The 17664-nt window shown below is 62.7% G+C and carries 13 protein-coding genes; 7 read left to right on the forward strand and 6 right to left on the reverse strand.

What is annotated here, in order from left to right; genetic code table 11:
* The first annotated feature begins 24 nt into the window (after nucleotides 1–24).
* The 4 genes from AAHB08_RS04380 (at nucleotide 25) to AAHB08_RS04395 (ending at nucleotide 8289) form a co-directional block, all read left to right on the forward strand.
* Entirely contained in the window at nucleotides 25–3303 is a 3279-nt protein-coding gene (locus tag AAHB08_RS04380; protein ID WP_342058218.1) for a DUF5107 domain-containing protein, read from the forward strand.
* A gap of 81 nt (nucleotides 3304–3384) precedes the next feature.
* Nucleotides 3385–4836, forward strand: coding sequence for a sugar porter family MFS transporter (locus AAHB08_RS04385; protein WP_342058219.1), 1452 nt, complete (start codon nucleotides 3385–3387; stop codon nucleotides 4834–4836).
* Entirely contained in the window at nucleotides 4833–5690 is an 858-nt protein-coding gene (locus AAHB08_RS04390; protein WP_342058220.1) for an aldose 1-epimerase, read from the forward strand. The genes AAHB08_RS04385 and AAHB08_RS04390 overlap by 4 nt, the downstream gene beginning before the upstream one ends.
* A gap of 277 nt (nucleotides 5691–5967) precedes the next feature.
* On the forward strand, nucleotides 5968–8289 hold the full coding sequence (locus AAHB08_RS04395; protein WP_342058221.1) for an Ig-like domain-containing protein: 2322 nt from the start codon (nucleotides 5968–5970) through the stop codon (nucleotides 8287–8289).
* A 203-nt stretch (nucleotides 8290–8492) separates the two neighbouring features.
* Here the strand turns inward: AAHB08_RS04395 and AAHB08_RS04400 are convergent, their stop codons facing one another.
* A complete protein-coding gene (locus tag AAHB08_RS04400) occupies nucleotides 8493–10394 on the reverse strand; it encodes a PTS fructose transporter subunit EIIC (protein WP_342058222.1) in 1902 nt (633 codons plus the stop codon).
* A gap of 672 nt (nucleotides 10395–11066) precedes the next feature.
* Here AAHB08_RS04400 and AAHB08_RS04405 point away from each other — a divergent pair.
* A complete protein-coding gene (locus AAHB08_RS04405; protein ID WP_005328920.1) occupies nucleotides 11067–11216 on the forward strand; it encodes a hypothetical protein in 150 nt (49 codons plus the stop codon).
* A gap of 140 nt (nucleotides 11217–11356) precedes the next feature.
* Here the strand turns inward: AAHB08_RS04405 and AAHB08_RS04410 are convergent, their stop codons facing one another.
* From AAHB08_RS04410 to manA, 3 genes are all read right to left on the reverse strand, one after another.
* The gene (locus AAHB08_RS04410) at nucleotides 11357–11722 is read right to left on the reverse strand and encodes a YgjV family protein (RefSeq protein ID WP_342058223.1); all 366 of its coding nucleotides are present in this window, start codon (nucleotides 11720–11722) and stop codon (nucleotides 11357–11359) included.
* Nucleotides 11722–11904, reverse strand: coding sequence for a hypothetical protein (locus AAHB08_RS04415; protein ID WP_342058224.1), 183 nt, complete (start codon nucleotides 11902–11904; stop codon nucleotides 11722–11724). The genes AAHB08_RS04410 and AAHB08_RS04415 overlap by 1 nt, the downstream gene beginning before the upstream one ends.
* A gap of 188 nt (nucleotides 11905–12092) precedes the next feature.
* Complete coding sequence (gene manA / locus AAHB08_RS04420; RefSeq protein WP_342058225.1) at nucleotides 12093–13292, reverse strand: mannose-6-phosphate isomerase, class I; 1200 nt, start codon at nucleotides 13290–13292, stop codon at nucleotides 12093–12095.
* Between the two features lie 129 nt (nucleotides 13293–13421).
* On the opposite strand from manA, the gene AAHB08_RS04425 reads away from it, so the two are divergent.
* The gene (locus AAHB08_RS04425; RefSeq protein WP_342058226.1) at nucleotides 13422–14297 is read left to right on the forward strand and encodes a helix-turn-helix transcriptional regulator; all 876 of its coding nucleotides are present in this window, start codon (nucleotides 13422–13424) and stop codon (nucleotides 14295–14297) included.
* Between the two features lie 197 nt (nucleotides 14298–14494).
* On the forward strand, nucleotides 14495–15748 hold the full coding sequence (gene icd / locus AAHB08_RS04430) for an NADP-dependent isocitrate dehydrogenase (protein WP_025327693.1): 1254 nt from the start codon (nucleotides 14495–14497) through the stop codon (nucleotides 15746–15748).
* 84 nt (nucleotides 15749–15832) lie between these two features.
* Here the strand turns inward: icd and AAHB08_RS04435 are convergent, their stop codons facing one another.
* Entirely contained in the window at nucleotides 15833–16009 is a 177-nt protein-coding gene (locus AAHB08_RS04435; protein WP_080675191.1) for a hypothetical protein, read from the reverse strand.
* 323 nt (nucleotides 16010–16332) lie between these two features.
* Nucleotides 16333–17664 (reverse strand): D-serine ammonia-lyase, encoded by a 1332-nt coding sequence (locus AAHB08_RS04440; protein ID WP_342058227.1) that lies wholly within the window; start codon nucleotides 17662–17664, stop codon nucleotides 16333–16335.

The following is a 17664-nucleotide window of genomic DNA, read 5'->3' on the forward strand; positions in this document are numbered from 1 at the left end:
TAAATGTTGAATGAGGCGAGATTGATGAGAGCTGATGTAATAGTCTGGGTCGAAGCCGTCACCCTGCCGACCTACGAGGTAGGTGCCGAAGATCCCAACCCCATGTTTCTCGAGAAGCGGGTCTATCAGGGCTCCTCGGGGGCCGTCTATCCCTATGGGGTGATCGACACCCTCACCGGCCAGAAGCAGATGAAGTCCTATCAGGCGGTCTGGCTGGAAAACGACTTCATCAAGGTGATGTTGCTGCCGGAATTGGGTGGCCGCATCCACCGTGCCTACGACAAGGTGATGCAGCGGGACTTTGTCTATTACAACGAGGTGATCAAACCGGCGCTGGTGGGGCTGGTGGGGCCCTGGATCTCCGGCGGCATCGAGTTCAACTGGCCGCAGCACCACAGACCCACCACCTTTATGCCGGTGGATGTCACCATTGCGGAGCGGGAGGGCGGCGCCAAGACAGTCTGGCTGGGCGAGGTGGAGCCAATGCGCGGTCTGCAGGTGATGGCGGGATTCACCCTCTATCCCGACAAGGCGCTTATCGAGATCACCGGCAAGGTGTTCAACGGCAACGACACGCCGCGCCACTTCCTCTGGTGGTCCAACCCGGCGGTGAAGGGGGGCGATGCCCACCAGAGCGTCTTCCCGCCCGACGTGACCGCCGTCTATGACCACGGCAAGCGCGACGTCAGTGCCTTCCCCATTGCCCGCGGTACCTACTACAAGGTGGACTACTCCGCCGGGGTCGATATCTCCCGTTACCGCAACATTCCGGTGCCCACCTCCTACATGGCGGACAAGTCCGACTACGACTTCGTCGGTGCCTACTGCCATGACGAGCAGGGCGGCCTGTTGCACGTGGCGGACCACCACGTATCCCCTGGCAAGAAGCAGTGGAGCTGGGGCAACTGTGACTTCGGTCTGGCCTGGGATCGCAACCTGACCGACGACAACGGCCCCTACATCGAGCTGATGACCGGGGTCTACACCGACAACCAGCCCGACTTCACCTGGCTGGATGCGGGGGAGGAGAAGGTGTTCGTGCAGAACTTCCTGCCCTACAACACCCTCGGCACCCTGCAAAACGCCAACACCCGCGCCGCCATCAAGCTGGAGCGCAGCGATGACGGCATCGTCTGCGGGGTCTATGCGGTGGCGCCACTTCGCGGGGCCAGTTTCGAGGTGAGTGACGAGGGGGGCGTGCTGTTTACGCAACCTCTGGAGTTGCAACCGGGTCAGGCCTGGCTCGAGCCGCAGGCCATCACCAGCGAGGGACGCTTGCAGGTACGTCTGCTGGATGAGCAGGGCCAGCCGATCCTGAGCTATCTGGAGCATCAGCCCGCGGGCGAAGCCCTGCCGGATCCTGCCACCGCGCCAGAGCCCGCCGTCAATCTCGACTCGGTCGACGAGCTCTATTTCATCGGTCAGCATCTTGAGCAGTATCTGCACGCCAGCCGCTCGCCCTTTGATTACTACCTGCGGGCACTGGAGCTCGATGGCGGCGACTATCGCTGCAACCTGGCACTGGCGACCCTGGAGTACAACCGTGCCAACTATGAGCAGGCGCTGGTCTACGTCAATCAGGCGCTGACCCGTGCCCATCGGCTCAACAAGAACCCCCAGTGTGGCAAGGCCAGCTTGCTGCGCGGCCACATCGAGGAGCGTTTGGGCCAGTTCGATGCCGCCTTCGATGACTTCTACAAGGCGACCTGGAGTGGCAACTGCCGCGACAGTGGTTTCTTCGGGTTGGCCCGCATCGCCATGGTACGGCGCGATGCCTCGCAGGCGCTGCAATTTGTCGAGCGCAGCCTCGCGGTCAACGGTACCCACTACGGCGCCATCGCCCTCAAAGGGTTGGCGCTGCTGGAGTCTGGTGAGCAGGAGGCGGCCATCGCCTATATCGACGAGCAGCGAGTCCGCTATCCGCTTCACTATCAGCTGGCTTTCCTGCGCTGGCTGGCAAGCGAGCAGCCGAGCGATCTCGAGGCGCTGCGCACTCTGTGCAACGGGCGCGGGGTGAACCTCTGTTTCCTGGCAAGCGACCTGCTGGCGCTGGGACGTCCCGAGCTGGCGCAGCAACTGCTCTCAACAATGCCGGTGGAAGAGACCCTGCCGCTGCTGTTCCAGGCTGCATTGTTGCCGGAAGGTGAGGCGCAGGATGCCCTGCTGCAACGGGCCGAGCAGGCCTTTGGCCGCAAGGTGCGCTTCCCCAACACCCTTGGCGAGGTGGCCATGCTGGCGCAACTGCCCCACAGCTGGTTTGCCAGCTATCTGCTGGGCTGCTTCCACTACAGCAAGCGCAGCTACCCACAAGCCATTGCCCTGTGGCAGCAGGTGTGCGAGCAGGCGCCCGGGTTTGCCCCGGCCTGGCGCAACCTTGGCATCTATCACTTCAACAAGAGCGGCGATCCGGTGGCGGCCGAGCAGTGCCTAAGTCGGGCGTTTGCCCTCAAGCCGGATGATTCCCGTCTGCTGTTCGAGCTGGATCAGCTGCACAAGCGCTGCGCCATGGCTCCCGCAGAGCGGCTGGCGCTGCTGGAGGCACACCGGGCGGTGGCCCTCAAGCGCGACGATCTGACCGCCGAGCTGCTCAGCCTCTATCACATCACCGGCCAGCTGGAGGCGGCGGCAGAGATCTTGCGGCTGCGTGAATTCCACCCCTGGGAGGGTGGCGAGGGCAAGGTGACCGGTCAGTACCTCATCAACCAGCAGCGCCGGGCGCTGGTGTTGATGACCCAGGGATGCCACGAGCAGGCTATTCCGTTGCTGCAACAGGCGCTGCACTACCCCCTCAATCTGGGGGAGGGGCGTCTGGTGGGACAGACCGACAACGATATCCACTACCTGCTGGCGCTCTGCCACCTCGCCTGTGACAACCAGACTCTGGCCGCCCAGTGCCTGCAACTGGCCTGCCTGGGTCAGGCCGAACTCGGGGCCAGCCGCTACTACAACGATCAGCCGGTGGATTACCTCTTCTATCAGGGCATGGCACTGGCACGACTTGGCCGGGTTGCGGAGGCGCAGCGTCTCTTTGAAGGGATGGTCGGCTGGGCCGAGCAGGCGACGGGCGAGTCGGTCGAGGCGGACTTCTTCGCCGTCTCACTGCCGGATCTCATCGTGCTGGATGACGACCCGCAGCACAAACACCGCCAGCACTGTCTGCTGGTCAGGGCGCTCGGCCTGTTGGGGCTGGGTCAGCGGGATGGTTGTGAACAGAGCTTGCGAGAGCTGCTCACCCTCAACCCGGCTCACGACAAGGGGCACCTCTTTGCCCTGATCTGCCGCGAGCTGTCACTCAACTCATAACTCTCATAACAAAAACCGGCGCCCCGCCACGGTGAGGGGCGCCACTGCACCCTACAATCGACAAGATGATAAGGATGAGTCATGGAACGCACGAAAAATCAATTGGATACGAATGGGCTCAATATGAGCTACATCTGGATGATCTGTTTGGTGGCCGCCTGCGGTGGCCTGCTGTTTGGTTATGACTGGGTCGTGATTGGCGGGGCCAAGCCCTTCTATGAGGCCTATTTCGCCATCACCGACCCGGCCCAGTCCGGCTGGGCCATGAGCTCAGCGTTGGTGGGCTGCGTGCTGGGGGCCGCCATCTCCGGCTGGTCAGCCGACCGCTTCGGTCGCAAGAAGCCGCTGATCCTGGCCGCCATCCTCTTCACCATCTCGGCCTGGGGCACGGCCGCGGCCAGCAACTTCGATCTCTTTGTGGTCTATCGCATCATCGGCGGTATCGGCATCGGTCTGGCTTCTGCGCTCTCGCCCATGTACATCGCTGAGATCAGCCCGGCCGACAAGCGGGGCAAGTTCGTGGCCATCAACCAGCTCACCATAGTGATCGGGGTGCTGGCAGCTCAGCTGGTGAACCTGATGATCGCCGATCCGGTGGCGAGCAACGCGACTCAGGCCGATATTCTGGCGACCTGGAATGGTCAGTCCGGCTGGCGCTGGATGTTCGGCGCCGAGCTGGTGCCGGCGCTGGCGTTTCTGGTGCTGATGTTCTTCGTGCCGGAGTCGCCGCGTTGGCTGGCCAAAGATGGTCAGTATGAGAAAGCCTCCCGCATGCTCGGCAAGATTGGCGGTGATGCCTATGCCAAGCAGACGCTGGCCGATATCCGTCAGACCCTGGTGGGTGAGACCCACAAGGTCTCGCTGGCTGAGCTGGGCAAGCCCTCGGTGCGGCCGATCCTCATCATCGGGATCGTGCTGGCGGTGTTCCAGCAGTGGTGCGGCATCAACGTCATCTTCAACTATGCGCAGGAGATCTTTGCCTCCGCCGGGTTTGACATCAACAGCACCCTCAAATCCATCGTCGCCACCGGTCTTATCAATCTGCTGTTTACCCTGATTGCGCTGCCCATGGTGGACAAGATTGGCCGTCGCAAGCTGATGCTGATTGGCTCGGCGGGGCTGACCATCATCTACGGCATGATGGCGGCGGCCTATGCCACCGGTGTGCTGGGGCTGCCGGTGTTGCTGCTGGTATTGGCGGCCATCGCCATCTATGCCCTGACTCTGGCGCCGGTGACCTGGGTGCTGCTCTCGGAGATCTTCCCGAACCGGGTGCGCGGGCTGGCGATGTCGGCCGGTACGCTGGCGCTCTGGATCGCCTGTTTCGTGCTGACCTACACCTTCCCGCTGCTCAATGCCGGGTTGGGCGCCGCAGGCAGCTTCCTGCTCTACGGCCTTATCTGTTTCGCCGGTCTCATCTTTATCTATCGCAAGGTGCCGGAGACCAAGGGGGTAACGCTGGAAGCGCTGGAAGCCCAGCTGGCCCAGGGCAAGATCGAACTGACCCAGGCAAAGGCGAGCGCCTCGGCATGACGGTATACACATTGAGCAACCCGCATCTTAGGATGCGGGTCTCTGCACAAGGGGCCTGTCTGCTGGGGCTGGAGGATGACAAAGGGCGCCCGCTGCTGCGAGACACTGACCCGGCGCAGCCCTGGCATCCCGGGCAGAGCGCGCTGTTTCCCATGTTGCCGCTGGCCAATAGGATCGCAGGCAACCTGTTCGAGCTGTGGGGAGAGGCGTGTGCATTGCCCGCGAGCGAGCTCGATCCCGATTTCTTTTTGCATGGGGATGGCTGGTTACAGCGATGGCAACCGGTGGCGTTGACCGACAGCTCGGTGACTTTGCAGCTCACCAGCCAGAATGGCCCCTTTCACTATCTGGCGGAGATCGACTATCGGCTCCAAGGTGCGAGCCTGGTGGCACGGATCAGCCTGACCCATCTTGGGGAGAGCCCCTGCCTCTACGGCGCGGGTTTTCACCCCTTCTTCTGGCGCGACGAGCAGACAAAGATTCGCTTTCTGGCGAGCGGCGTCTGGCAGGAGGGGGCGGATCATCTGCCGACCGACTGGTCGAGCAGACTGGCGCCCCACCTCGACTTTCGTCAGTGGCAGCGCCCGCAAGGGTGGCTCAACCACTGTTATGGCGGCTGGCGCGGTCATGCCGAGCTTGACCATACTGCCCGCCAGCAGCGGCTGCTGGTTTCAAGCGAGTGTGCCTTCCTGATGCTCTACCAGCCCGATGAGGGGAGCGGCTTCGTCTGTCTGGAGCCCCAGAGCCATGCCGCCAATGCCCATCACCTGGCCGGTCATCCCGGCCTGCGCCTGCTCGGCAGAGGGGAGCGCATGAGCCTTGGCATGACCCTCAGCCTGCGCCCGGGGCCATGACTCCGGGTTGGCAATGACAGGGGCCCGAAAGGGCCTCACTCGTTGGCACCTGGCGGGGATCGGCGGCGGATAAAGGGCGGTTTGTCAGGGACTTGGGGGCGGGTTGCCAGGTTTCATCGCGGTTTTCTTAACCCAGGCTGTCTGCGCCGTGGCTTTCGGTGGACGGCAAAATGCCCCGTTGCTCTACTCCCCGTCTGGTTCAAACAGCCGCAGCGACAGGCGGCCCCGGCGCACGCCGAGCGCGCCGGCAAGGGAGTGATTTAGGGAGGAGTGGGTAATGGCAGTGGGCAAGTGGTTGGTAGCAGGATTGGCAGCGCTGGCGCTGCTGGGGTGTGGCAGTGATGACGAGGAAGGCTCAACGGGGGAGGGCCCCTCCCTCGCCTCGTTGCAGATGAGTCCGGAAGAGATCAGGGTTCCCGTCGGTGTCGAGCAGCAGTTCCAGGTGCAGGCGACCTGGGATGATGGCGCCGTGCAGGACGTGACCGGGCATCCCGACCTTGTCTGGAGCAGCAGCGACACCGCCGTGGTCAGGGTGGATGAACAGGGCCTCGCCATGGGGATCGGCCCGGGCACGGCCACCCTGACCAGCACGGGCACAGTCAACGGGGAGTCTCATAGCGCCACCGCCAGGGTGGAGGTGATCGATGCCTATGTGACCGAGCTGCAACTGACCCCGGTCACGGCCAGTGTGCCGGTGGGATTGAACCAGCCCTTCGTGGCCATCGCCACCTTCTCCGACGGCCAGTCGCGAGATGTGACCAATGCCTCGGCCCTGCAGTGGCGCAGCAGTGACGAGGGCAGTGCCCTGGTCAGCAACGACGCCGGCAGCAAAGGCCTTGCCACCGGGGTGGCGGTCGGGGAGCCGAACATTGAGGCCAGCGGCACCCTCAACGGCGCGTCCTTCCAGGCATCGGCCCCGCTGGCGGTGACGGATGCCGTGATCACCGGGCTGGATATCCATGCCCCCCAGGATCCGCTGCCCATGGGATTGAGTGCGCAGTTGCATGCCTTCGCCACCCTGTCCGATGACAGCGATCCCATCGAGGTGACCGAGCATGACGCCTTGACCTGGCACAGCAGCGATCCGGCGGTGGCGAGCATCAGCGAGACCGGGCTGGTCACCGGGCTGACGCCGGGGAGTGCCACCATAGGGGTGAGCGGCATGATCAACGGGGTCTCCCTCGAGGCGACCGAGCCGCTCAGGGTGAGCTCGGCCGCCGTCATCGGACTCGAGGTGCAGTCCATGGGGGACACCATTGCGGCTGGCCTGCAAGCACAGTTTGTCGCCACGGCCAATCTCACCGATGGCACCTCGTTCGATGTCACCGACAACGACCTCATCCAGTGGCAAAGCAATCAACCCGGGATAGCGAGCGTCAGCAACCAGGCGGGGAGCAAGGGGCTGGTGACGGGCCAGACGGTGGGGACTGCCGCCATCATGGCGAGCGGCACCCTGGACGGCACCGCCTTCACCGGCTCGGCCCCGGTGACCGTCTCATCCGCCGTGGTGACCAATCTGGCGCTAACGTCGGCGGATGCCTCTGTCACTGTGGGGGGCAAGGTGCAATTTCAGGCCATGGCGACCCTCTCCGATGGCAGCAACCAGGAGGTGACGGACGACGACAGCATCCTCTGGTCTTCCGATGCGCCCGCCGTCGCGTCCATCAGCAATGCCTCTGGCAGCCGGGGGGAGGCGAGCGGCCTGAGCGAGGGGGTGGCACTCATCACCGCCAGCCTGGGGGGCGTCACCAGCACGTCGGCCCGGCTGACCGTGATGCCGACGGCCCCCGAGGCTCCCATCCTCATCGAGCCGCGGCAAAACCAGCTGGCCTCGCTACAACTGAGCCCGGAGGCCTTTGCATTCTGGAATGCGACTTCCATCAACTCCCCCGAGGGGCAGGCGGCGCTGAAAGATCTGACCGGACAGGTCTACAACCAGTTCAGCGATGCCTTCGACTTCATCACTGTGGTGATGAACAACGACGATGTCCCAGCGGGCATGCCCACCGGCGAATATGCCCACGTCAGAAACGATGTGGCGGGCATAGGCCTTGGCATGTTTGATGAAACGGCGGCGTTTCACTCGGACGGCAAGCTGCAGGGGGTCTTCTTCCTCTACAAGAAGAAGTACCTGTCGACCTCGACCTATGGCCCCATCCTGCACGAGATGGCCCATCGCTGGGCGAACTGGGTGGTGCCACCGGCTACCGGGCACTGGGCTCCCTGGCTAGGCATCGTCGGCCAGCTGAACAACGTGAGTGCCAACTACGCCGACATCGAGCTCTACCTGATGGGGTTGATGGACGCCTCCGAGATGACGGATCCCGCCAGTCTCGATGCCTATGCCCTGATCCCGGTCGACCAGAAGCCAAGAGTGCCGAGTGCGGCCACCTCGCAGAAGGCGTTTCGTACCCTGCTGCTGATCCTGTCGGATCGGCCGCTCACCGCCACCGAGATCCAGAACTACAACAACGGGGCCACCCTGCTGACCCGGACAGACAACCCGTCCCAGCAAGGCACCAACTTCCACAAGATGACCCGAGGCAGAGGCACCCTGACGGTGAACGCTCTGGATACCCTGGTCAAGCCGACCCCTTGATCCGGCTGCGTGACAGGCGATCGCGCCCCATCCCGACCGGCAAGCCGGTCGATAGCGGCCGCCCACCACGACGTTATCCGGCGCCCCCTGGCGCCGGATTTTTTATGGGGGTGGCAAGGGGAGGCGAGCTTGCCCCCTCATCTCCTGCCACCGCAAAAAGGGGCCACGGGGCCCCTTATGTTCAGCACGCAAACCCGGCCCCGTCAGGCGACCTTGCTGCTGCCGGCCAGGGTGCGGGCCAACAATCCATCTGGATTGTGGATAGCATCCTTCGTTTTGACATCGATTATTTCGATACTATTGAAGCGCTCTCTGTGCTTGATGGCCACGTCATGGGCCAGGATGACGCAGCGGGCGTTGGCCACGTCTTTGGGGGTGATGCGGTTGATGATGCCGTTGGCGCCTTGTGTCTCCACCTTGAGCTTGATGCCAGCCTTGGCGGCCGCCTTCTGCAGGCTCTTGGCGGCCAGGAAGGTGTGGGCCACGCCGGAGGGGCAGGCGGTGATGGCGAGCACTTCTGCCTCACCTTCCGCCTCGATGACCTCATAGCCGCCATCCGGGGTGGTGACTTCTTCCTCCTCAGTCACCGGTTTTTTCAGCAGGTTGACGATAAGGGCCGTGGTCAGGGCGCCGAGCACAGTGCCCAGGATATAGCCCATCTTGCCCTCCACCACAGGCAGCACTATCCAGCCGCCCCAGGGGGCGTGGTTGATGCTGTGCATCATGAAGCCGGTGATGTTGCCGACGATGCCGCCCGCGACTATGGCCGGGATGACGCGCACCGGGTCGGCGGCGGCGAACGGAATGGCCCCCTCGCTGATGCCGATCATGCCCATGATGGCGGCAGCCTTGCCCGCTTCACGCTCCTCTTTCTTGTAACGCTTGGGCGAGAGCAGGGTCGCCAGCGCCATGCCGAGCGGCGGCACGCAGATGGCGATGCCAACCCCGCCCATCAGCCAGGGCTGGGTGTTGACCTGGGTCTGGGCGAACAGGGTGGCCACCTTGTTGATGGGGCCGCCCATGTCAAAGGCGGTCATGCCACCCAGGATGGCCCCCAGCATCACCTTGCCCGAACCCGCCATGCTGGAGAGCCAGTGGTTCATCCCCTCCATCATGGCGGCGATGGGCGCTCCGATCACCCACATCACGATGCCGCACACCAGGAAGGTGCCGATGAGGGGATAGATGAAGATGGAGCCGAGCGAACTCATGGAGTCCGGCAGCTTGATGCGTTTGAGCTGGTTGACGATGAGGCCGGCGATAAAGCCCACCAGGATGGCGCCGAGAAAACCGGTGTGAAACTGCTGCACCGCAATCCAGGAGCCGATCATGCCGGGGGCCAGGCCTGGCTTGTCCGCCATGGAGTAGGCGATGTAGCCGCCCAGCACGGCGGTAAACAGGGTGAGCCCGGCGATGCCCATGTCGGCCATGTCCTTGAGCACGCCCGCCTCGGGCACGGCGCCCTTGCCGCTGATCATCACCGACAGCGACAGCAGTACACCCCCCGCGACTATGAAGGGGATCATGTGGGAGGTGCCGAACAGCAAATGCTGCTTGAGGGTGTTGAGCTGGCCCTTGAGGCTGCGATCCCGGGGCTCGGGGGCGCTGGGTTGCGGCGCCCTGATCTGGGCTGGCTGGTTGCCGGCCGCACTGGCGGGAGCCCGGGCCGCCAGCAGCTTGAGCACCTCGGCCTTGCTGGTGGCCGCTTGCACCTGCGGGATAAAGCCCGGCTCCAGCAGCTTGGTGGAGAGCTCGGCCAGCACCTCGATATGGTGGTTGGCGCCCCCCGCCGGGGAGGCAATCATGAAGAAGAGTCTGGAGGGCTGTCCATCTTCGGCGCCGTAGTCTATCCCCTGGCGGCTGATGCCGATGACGATGGCGGGCTGCAGCACCGCCTCGCTCTTGGCGTGGGGCAGGGCGACCCCCTGTTCAAACCCTGTGTTGTCGAGGTTTTCCCGCGCCCAGAGGTCGCGCACGAACTGATCCTGACTGGCTATCTTGCCGCAGGCCTTGAGCCGGGCGGCCAGCTCCACAAAGAGCCCCTGTTTGTCGTTGGCCGCTATGTCGAGGCAGATCAATCCTTCGTCTATCAAGGAGGTGAGCATAGGTGTCTCCTGGCTCCTTCTTGGAGCCGTTGCGATGGGTAACAATTGACCCGTCTATTGTTTCGCCCCTGCCCCCGGGTAGAAATCGGATATATGTGCCCTTTACTGGATTTTTGTGTCAGCGACCCCGTCCTGTGACCCCGCTCGCATTTTGATGCCGGCTTGCCGACTCGGTTGGTGATTTTTTATTTCATTTTAAAACAATAGTTTGAGTGTATTTTTGATGTGGTTGTCAGAAGTGGGTGGCCATATGCCGCGCCCGAGTCAGGAGCGAGAGTTGGAGATTTGTGTGCTGTGACCGCGACCTGAAATGTGAGCCGCCTGGCAAAAGTGCGGCCCGGGGGCGGCTTCGCATGGGTGAGGCGGGCCCAGGCGGGGGGCGTGAAAAAAATGTGCATAACCAGCATCTCCGGACAAGGACGGCGACAAGGCTGGAGTGAATGTTTTCAATACACTGATAATGAAAGAAAAAAATGTTTTTACCGCACCTGGGCAGGAACGTTTTATGTGGCTTCATAAGAAGCCTTTTACTATTTTTTAGATTGGTTTTTGCATAATAAATCGTTTATTTAGTTGGACAATCGGGGAAGACTTGGTGTCCAATCGGGTAGAGCAGGTTGGCCAACAGTGCCGTCAGCCAGTGTGTAACCCGAGATGTAAGGAGACATCCTGATGGAAAAACTTGACCAAGAAATCGACACCATGCGCCAGGAATTCGAGTCACAGGGGCAAAAACAGGCCCATGACAAATGGCAAGCCAGGGTTGATGAACTGCAGCGGGAACGCTCGGAAGCTCCCCAGCCGGAAGCGGCAGAACACTAGCCCCCGACGGCCATGCTGGCCATCGGTTGAGCAGATAATGAAAACCACTGCCCTGACTCAGGGCGGTGGTTTTTTTTTCAAGGCCGCTATCGGCCTTCCTCACGCCTTGACTGCGGCCAGCGACACCGGAGGGCGGGGGATCAGGCAGGGCTCGACTGCGGTTGTCGCCACATGCGGTACATGGTGTGACAGTTGACGAACAGGAAGCTCAGCTCAATCAGGCTGCCGCCGATGGAGCCAATCAGGAGGTTGTGGCTGGTCCAGCACAGGCCACCCGCCAGCATGCTGAGCCGCAGCGTGATGCCCTGGGCCCGAAACAGTCCCCAGGTTCCTATGGTGGTGCCCAGGATGGGCAACCACTGTACCGCGCTGGTGATCCCGGGAATGCCAAGCCCCCAGACCAGTAGCAGGAAGAACAGCATCGCCCAGGGGCTGCGGGTGTGCCCAGAGACGGTGGTGCGAATGCAACTGAGGCCTGCACTGAGGGCTGCGGTGCTGGCCCCCATCAGGAAGAAGTGGAGGGCGATGGCCCCTGATAGAGGCAGAGCCGCAATCGAAAACGCCCGTCATCCCGTTGCCGGAAGGCGCTGATCCCGACCAGCATGGCGGCGAGGCCTATGCCCTGTGCCAGGGGTTGTTGCTGGAACAGCGCCCAGAGCGGCATCAGCTCGCCGAGATCCAGGCTCACAGGTCACCCCCGCGCAGGAACCGTGTTCGAGCCCTGCGCTCATTGCGCGGGCTAAGGATTGGCTGCACCTTGGGAAGCAGGGCGATGAGCGGGACTGATGGGGTCAAGGGAGCATGCATGGGGAAGCCTTCGACGCGAGGGCCATCCGAAGATGGCCCTCGTCTATTCACGATGTTGTTGATGATGTCTTAGCAGCGGTTGCCGGCGCGGGCGACCCGTCCCTCGGCCAGCAGCCGGTAGTGACCGGTGGCGGCGGGGACGAAGGCGGACTGACCCTTCTCGAGGCGCAGTGACTGCTCACCCTGCTGGAGGGTCACAGTGCCATCGATGGCAAACAGTATCTCGGCGCTGGCGGTGGTGAGGGCATGCTCACCGGCCGGGTAGACGCTGAAGGTGAAGTCAGGTACCGGCACCTCGAAGTGCTGCACCGCCCCGTCAAGGTGGGGGGCCAGCAGGATCTGGTCGTCCGGCTTGGGCAGGCAGCGGGTGCAATCCAGCAGCTCGGCCACGTCTATGTATTTGGGGGTGAGCCCGGCGCGCAGCACGTTGTCGGAGTTCGCCATGATCTCGAGGCCGGTGCCGCGCACATAGGCGTGGGGGGTGCAGGCGTCCAGATACATGGCCTGACCCGGCTGCAGGGTCACCACGTTCAGCAAGAGTGGCGAGAGGAGCCCCACATCCCCCGGGTACTGGGCGGCGAGTGCGGTGATCAGCGCAAAGGTCTCTTCATCCTGATGGGCGGCGGCATAGGCCAGCAGGCCGGCCAGGGCCTCCTCCTTGCGAGTCCCTTCCAGCACCAGCAACTGGTGGAAGAAGTGCTGCAAGCCCGCCTCATCCTGTGACTGGCGCAGCGCTTCGGTCAGCTCGGCTAGCGCCGGCAGCCCCATGCGGTCGAACAGCGCCAGTATGGCCGGGATGGCGCGAAAGCCGTTCATCGCCTGATAGGGGGTGAGGGCAAACACCAGCTCCGGCTTGTGGTTCGGGTCCTTGTAGTTGCGATTGGCTGCCGTTGGCGAGATGCCGGCGGCCTCTTCTTTGGCAAAGCCGGCTTCGGCCTGGGCCTTGCTCGGGTGCACCTGGATGGAGAGAGCCTTCTCGGCGCACAGCACCTTGAACAGGAAGGGCAGGCTGCCGAAGCGGGCGACGGTGGCATCCCCCAGCACGGCGGCGGGGGCGCGCTCTATCAGGGTCGAGAGCCTCTGCACATTCCCCGCCAGCGTCACCTCGGAGCAGCCGTTGGGGTGGGCTCCCATCCAGAGTTCTGCCTGGGGTTTGCCAGCCGGATTGGGGATGCCAAACAGGGTGGTGAGGGCGTCATGGCTGCCCCAGTCGTAACCTTGAATCGGATTTTGCATTAACAAAAAAGAGGGCAGATCTCGACTGCTCATAAGGGACGCCTCATTTGGTGTGAACAAAGTGGTTTGAAGAAAAGGGTGGAATTGACGGTCCGGCCCGGACTATAACATGGGCGGCCTTTGCCGCCGCAATCGCTTGCCTCTCTCTTGATCGGGATCATCATGTCACTCATCTTCAGCCAGCTGCTCGACGGCGCTCTCCACGACCAGGTTCCCTTCGAGCAGATCTGGTTTGCCCAGGATCAGGGGGTGCCGCCCGGCTTCAGCTACCAGGTCAACTTCCCGCGTCTCGAGCTGGTGTTCAGCGGCGAATACCTCAACCAGATCTGGGACAGGGAGTCGGGTTGCCAGGAGATAAGCGTGCTGCCGGGGCAGGCGCTCTACATCCCCCCCAACGGCTGGAACAAGCCGCTCTGGACCACGGACTGCTCTGTGCTGAGCCTGCTGTTTGGCAAGCGCCAGCTCGGTTTCAGCCTGGTGAGCAAGCGCCGGGAAGACCCGGATTTCTTCGATGTGCAAAAGCACAGCATCATGGCCCGGGCCGGCCATGTGAACGAACACATACTGGCGGCCCTCAACGTGCTGGTGGAAGACCCGGGTCGCTCCCCCACCGACAACCACCTGTTGCAGGCGCTGCTCACCAGCGCCCGTCAATTGCTGGCGGAGTCCACCTTCGAGCGGCCGCGAGGGGCTGAGCTGTTTCACGGCATCTGCATCTATATCCAGGAGAACTTTCACCGCCCCATCAGCCGCGACTCCATCGCCCACCGCTTCAACGTCTCGGCGAGCCACCTCTCCCACCTGTTTCGCGAGCAGGGGCACATGCGCCTGGCGGACTACATCAGCTGGGTACGCATCGATCGGGCCAAGTTCATGCTGAAAAAATACCGCTTTCGCCTCGAAGAGGTGGCCAGCCGCTGTGGTTACATGGATGTGAACTATTTCTGCCGGGTGTTCAAGCAAAAGACGGGGCTGACCCCCTCCCAGTACCGCGCCCTGAGCCAGCCCCAGGGGCAGAACGAGAGTCTGACACCATGACGGCGGCGCTTGCCATGGCGGGACTGCACTGGCTTGCGCCTCATGGTGCGCAAAGAGAAGTGGCGCATTGTGATCCAGTCCCCGACTATGGTCGGACATGCACGCCCGCCATTTGATTATGCAAATGGATGGGCTAAGATGGCCGCGCGCAACGATCAACGATCAGATTGATAACAAACGGAAGTTAGGAGATGCCGATGGAAAGCAAAGTAGTTATCCCGACCCAGGGTCAGAAAATCACAGTCGATGCCAGCGGCAAGCTGCAGGTTCCCCACAACCCCATCATTCCGTTTATCGAAGGGGATGGTATCGGTGTGGACGTGACCCCGGCCATGCTGAACGTGGTGAATGCTGCGGTCGAGAAAGCCTACAAGGGCGAGCGCAAGATCGCCTGGATGGAGATTTATACCGGCGAGAAATCGACTCATGTCTATGGCGAAGGTGCCTGGCTGCCGGCCGAAACCCTGGATTTCATTCGTGAATACTGCGTGGCCATCAAGGGCCCGCTGACCACCCCGGTCGGTGGCGGTATTCGCTCCCTCAACGTGGCCCTGCGTCAGGAGCTGGATCTCTACGTCTGCCTGCGCCCGGTCCGTTACTACGAAGGGACCCCGAGCCCGGTCAAGCACCCCGAGCTGACCGACATGGTGATCTTCCGCGAGAACGCCGAAGACATCTACGCCGGCATCGAGTGGAAGGCGGACAGCGACGAAGCCAAGAAGGTGATCGCCTTCCTGCAAAACGAGATGGGCGTGAAGAAGATCCGCTTCCCCGAGTCCTGCGGCATCGGCATCAAGCCCATGTCCAAGGCCGGTACCGAGCGTCTGGTCCGTGCCGCCATCGAGTACGCCATCGACAACGATCGCGACTCCGTGACCCTGGTGCACAAGGGCAACATCATGAAGTTCACCGAAGGTGCCTTCAAGGATTGGGGCTATGCCCTGGCCCAGAAAGAGTACGATGCCCAGCTCATCGACGGCGGCCCCTGGTGCTCCTTCAAGAACCCGAAGACCGGCAAGACCATCATCGTCAAGGACGTCATCGCCGATGCCTTCCTGCAACAGATCCTGCTGCGTCCGGCCGAGTATGACGTCATCGCCTGCATGAACTTGAACGGTGACTACATCTCCGACGCCCTGGCCGCTCAGGTCGGTGGCATCGGCATCGCCCCGGGCGCCAACATCGGCGACGGCGTGGCCCTATTCGAGGCAACCCACGGCACTGCACCCAAGTACGCAGGTCAGGACAAGGTGAACCCGGGTTCCCTCATCCTCTCCGCCGAGATGATGCTGCGCCACCTGGGCTGGACCGAGGCGGCGGATCTCATCGTCAAGGGGATGGAAGCGGCCATCGCCAACAAGACAGTCACCTATGACTTCGAGCGACTGATGGAAGGCGCCACCCTGCGCTCCTGCTCCCAGTTCGCCCAGGACATGGTCGACCAGATGTAATTCGGGTCGCTGAAATGCAAAACCGGCGCCATGAGCGCCGGTTTTTTTATGGGTGACAGGCCAGAAAGCCTGAAGGTGCCGCCGTCAGGTGGTCTTTTCCACGTGCTGCTGGTAGAGCTGCTGCCATTTGCTGGTTTCGGCCTCATCCCCCTGCGCCTGCCAGAACTCGCAGATGGAGTTGGCGAGTTCGGAAGCCATGGCGTGATCGCCATCGCGACGGCTCATCAGATATTGTCCAAGCCAGCTTTGATACTGTTTCATAGCCCGATCTCCTTATCTAAGGTGCCCCTGGTGTCGCTCGCTGGCACAGGCCGCCAGCATTGACTCAACCGGGTCACTTGTGGTGCTGCGCCGCCGCGGTTGTGCCCACCGGACTGGGTGGTGATCTTGCAGGATCAAGGCGACAACGGGGCGCAGATGTCAAAAAACGGCCTCTATCGTATCACAAAATAACCAACTTGGGGGGATTGACGGCAGGGGAGGGGCATGAAGGGTGGCCACACTTGGGCAAAGAGCATGCCATCTTGCTGATCCCAGAAGAGAAAAACCCGCCAGGGTGGCGGGTCTTTCGGTTGAAAAAAAGATCAGAGGTGGGCGGCGGCGAGGTATTTTGCCATCTCCTCGGCGGGCACCATGCCGCCACCGGTGGCCCACACCAGGTGGGTGGCGCCTGCCATGGTCGCGGCATCGAAACCGCGCCCCATTTGCCACTCGGGATCGGCCGCCACGCGCCAAGGCCCAGCCATGCCGGCCAGGGCGGACGGTTCGAGTCTGATCTGCTCGTCCCGCGCCAGCAGCCCCAGCAGGTCATACATCTCCTGATCGCTCAGGGTGTAGAAGCCATCGAGCAACCGCTCCATGGCGCGGCCGACGAAGCCGGAGGCGCGCCCCACCGCGAGACCGTCGGCGGCGGTGAGGTTGTCGATCCCCAGATCCTGCACCGCAATGGCATCGTGCAATCCGGTGTGGACCCCGAGCAGCATGCAGGGGGAGTGGGTGGGTTCGGCAAACAGGCAGTGGACATGGTCCCCGAACGCGAGCTTGAGGCCAAAGGCCACGCCCCCCGGGCCGCCGCCGACGCCGCAGGGCAGATAGACGAACAGCGGATGCCCGGCATCCACCACTATGCCCATCTCATCGAACTGCTTTTTCACCCGCTCGCCCGCGACCGAGTAGCCGAGGAAGAGGGTGCGGGAGTTCTCGTCGTCGATGAAGAAGCAGTTGGGGTCTCGCTCGGCCTCCTTGCGACCCTGCTCCACCGCCACCCCGTAATCCTCGGCATATTCCACGACTATGACGCCGTGTTCGCGCAACTTGCGCTTCTTCCACTCCCGCGCATCGGCAGACATGTGGACGGTGACGGTGAAACCGAGCTTGGCACTCATGATGCCGATGGACATGCCGAGGTTGCCGGTCGAGCCCACCGCAATGCTGTACTGGCCGAAGAACTGACGAAACTCGTCCGTGAACAGCTTGCGATAGTCGTCCTCTTCGCAGAGCAGACCGGCCTTGATGGCCAGCCGTTCGGCGTGGGTCAGCACCTCGTAGATGCCGCCACGGGCCTTGATGGAGCCGGAGATGGGCAGGTGGCTGTCTTTTTTGAGCAGCAACTTGCCGGTCAGCTCGACGCCGTAGCGCTGGTTCAGGGTGGCCTGCATCGCCGGGATGGCCGCTATCTCGGACTCCAGAATGCCGTTGCTGGCGCGGGTCTCGGGGAAGGCGTCGCACATGTAGGGGGCGAAACGGGCGAGCCGGGCGGAGGCATCCGCCACATCGCTGCCATCCAGGCCCACATGGGGCAGACCAGCCGCCAGCGTGGTGGCCTTGGGGTTGAACCAGGTGACGGGCTCGAGTGCGATCAGGGAGCGAACCAGCGGGAATTGGGTAATGAGTTGTTGGACGTCGATGTGTTTCAT

The sequence above is a fragment of the Aeromonas sp. OTU364 genome (assembly GCF_038440395.1).
Taxonomy (GTDB): domain Bacteria; phylum Pseudomonadota; class Gammaproteobacteria; order Enterobacterales; family Aeromonadaceae; genus Aeromonas.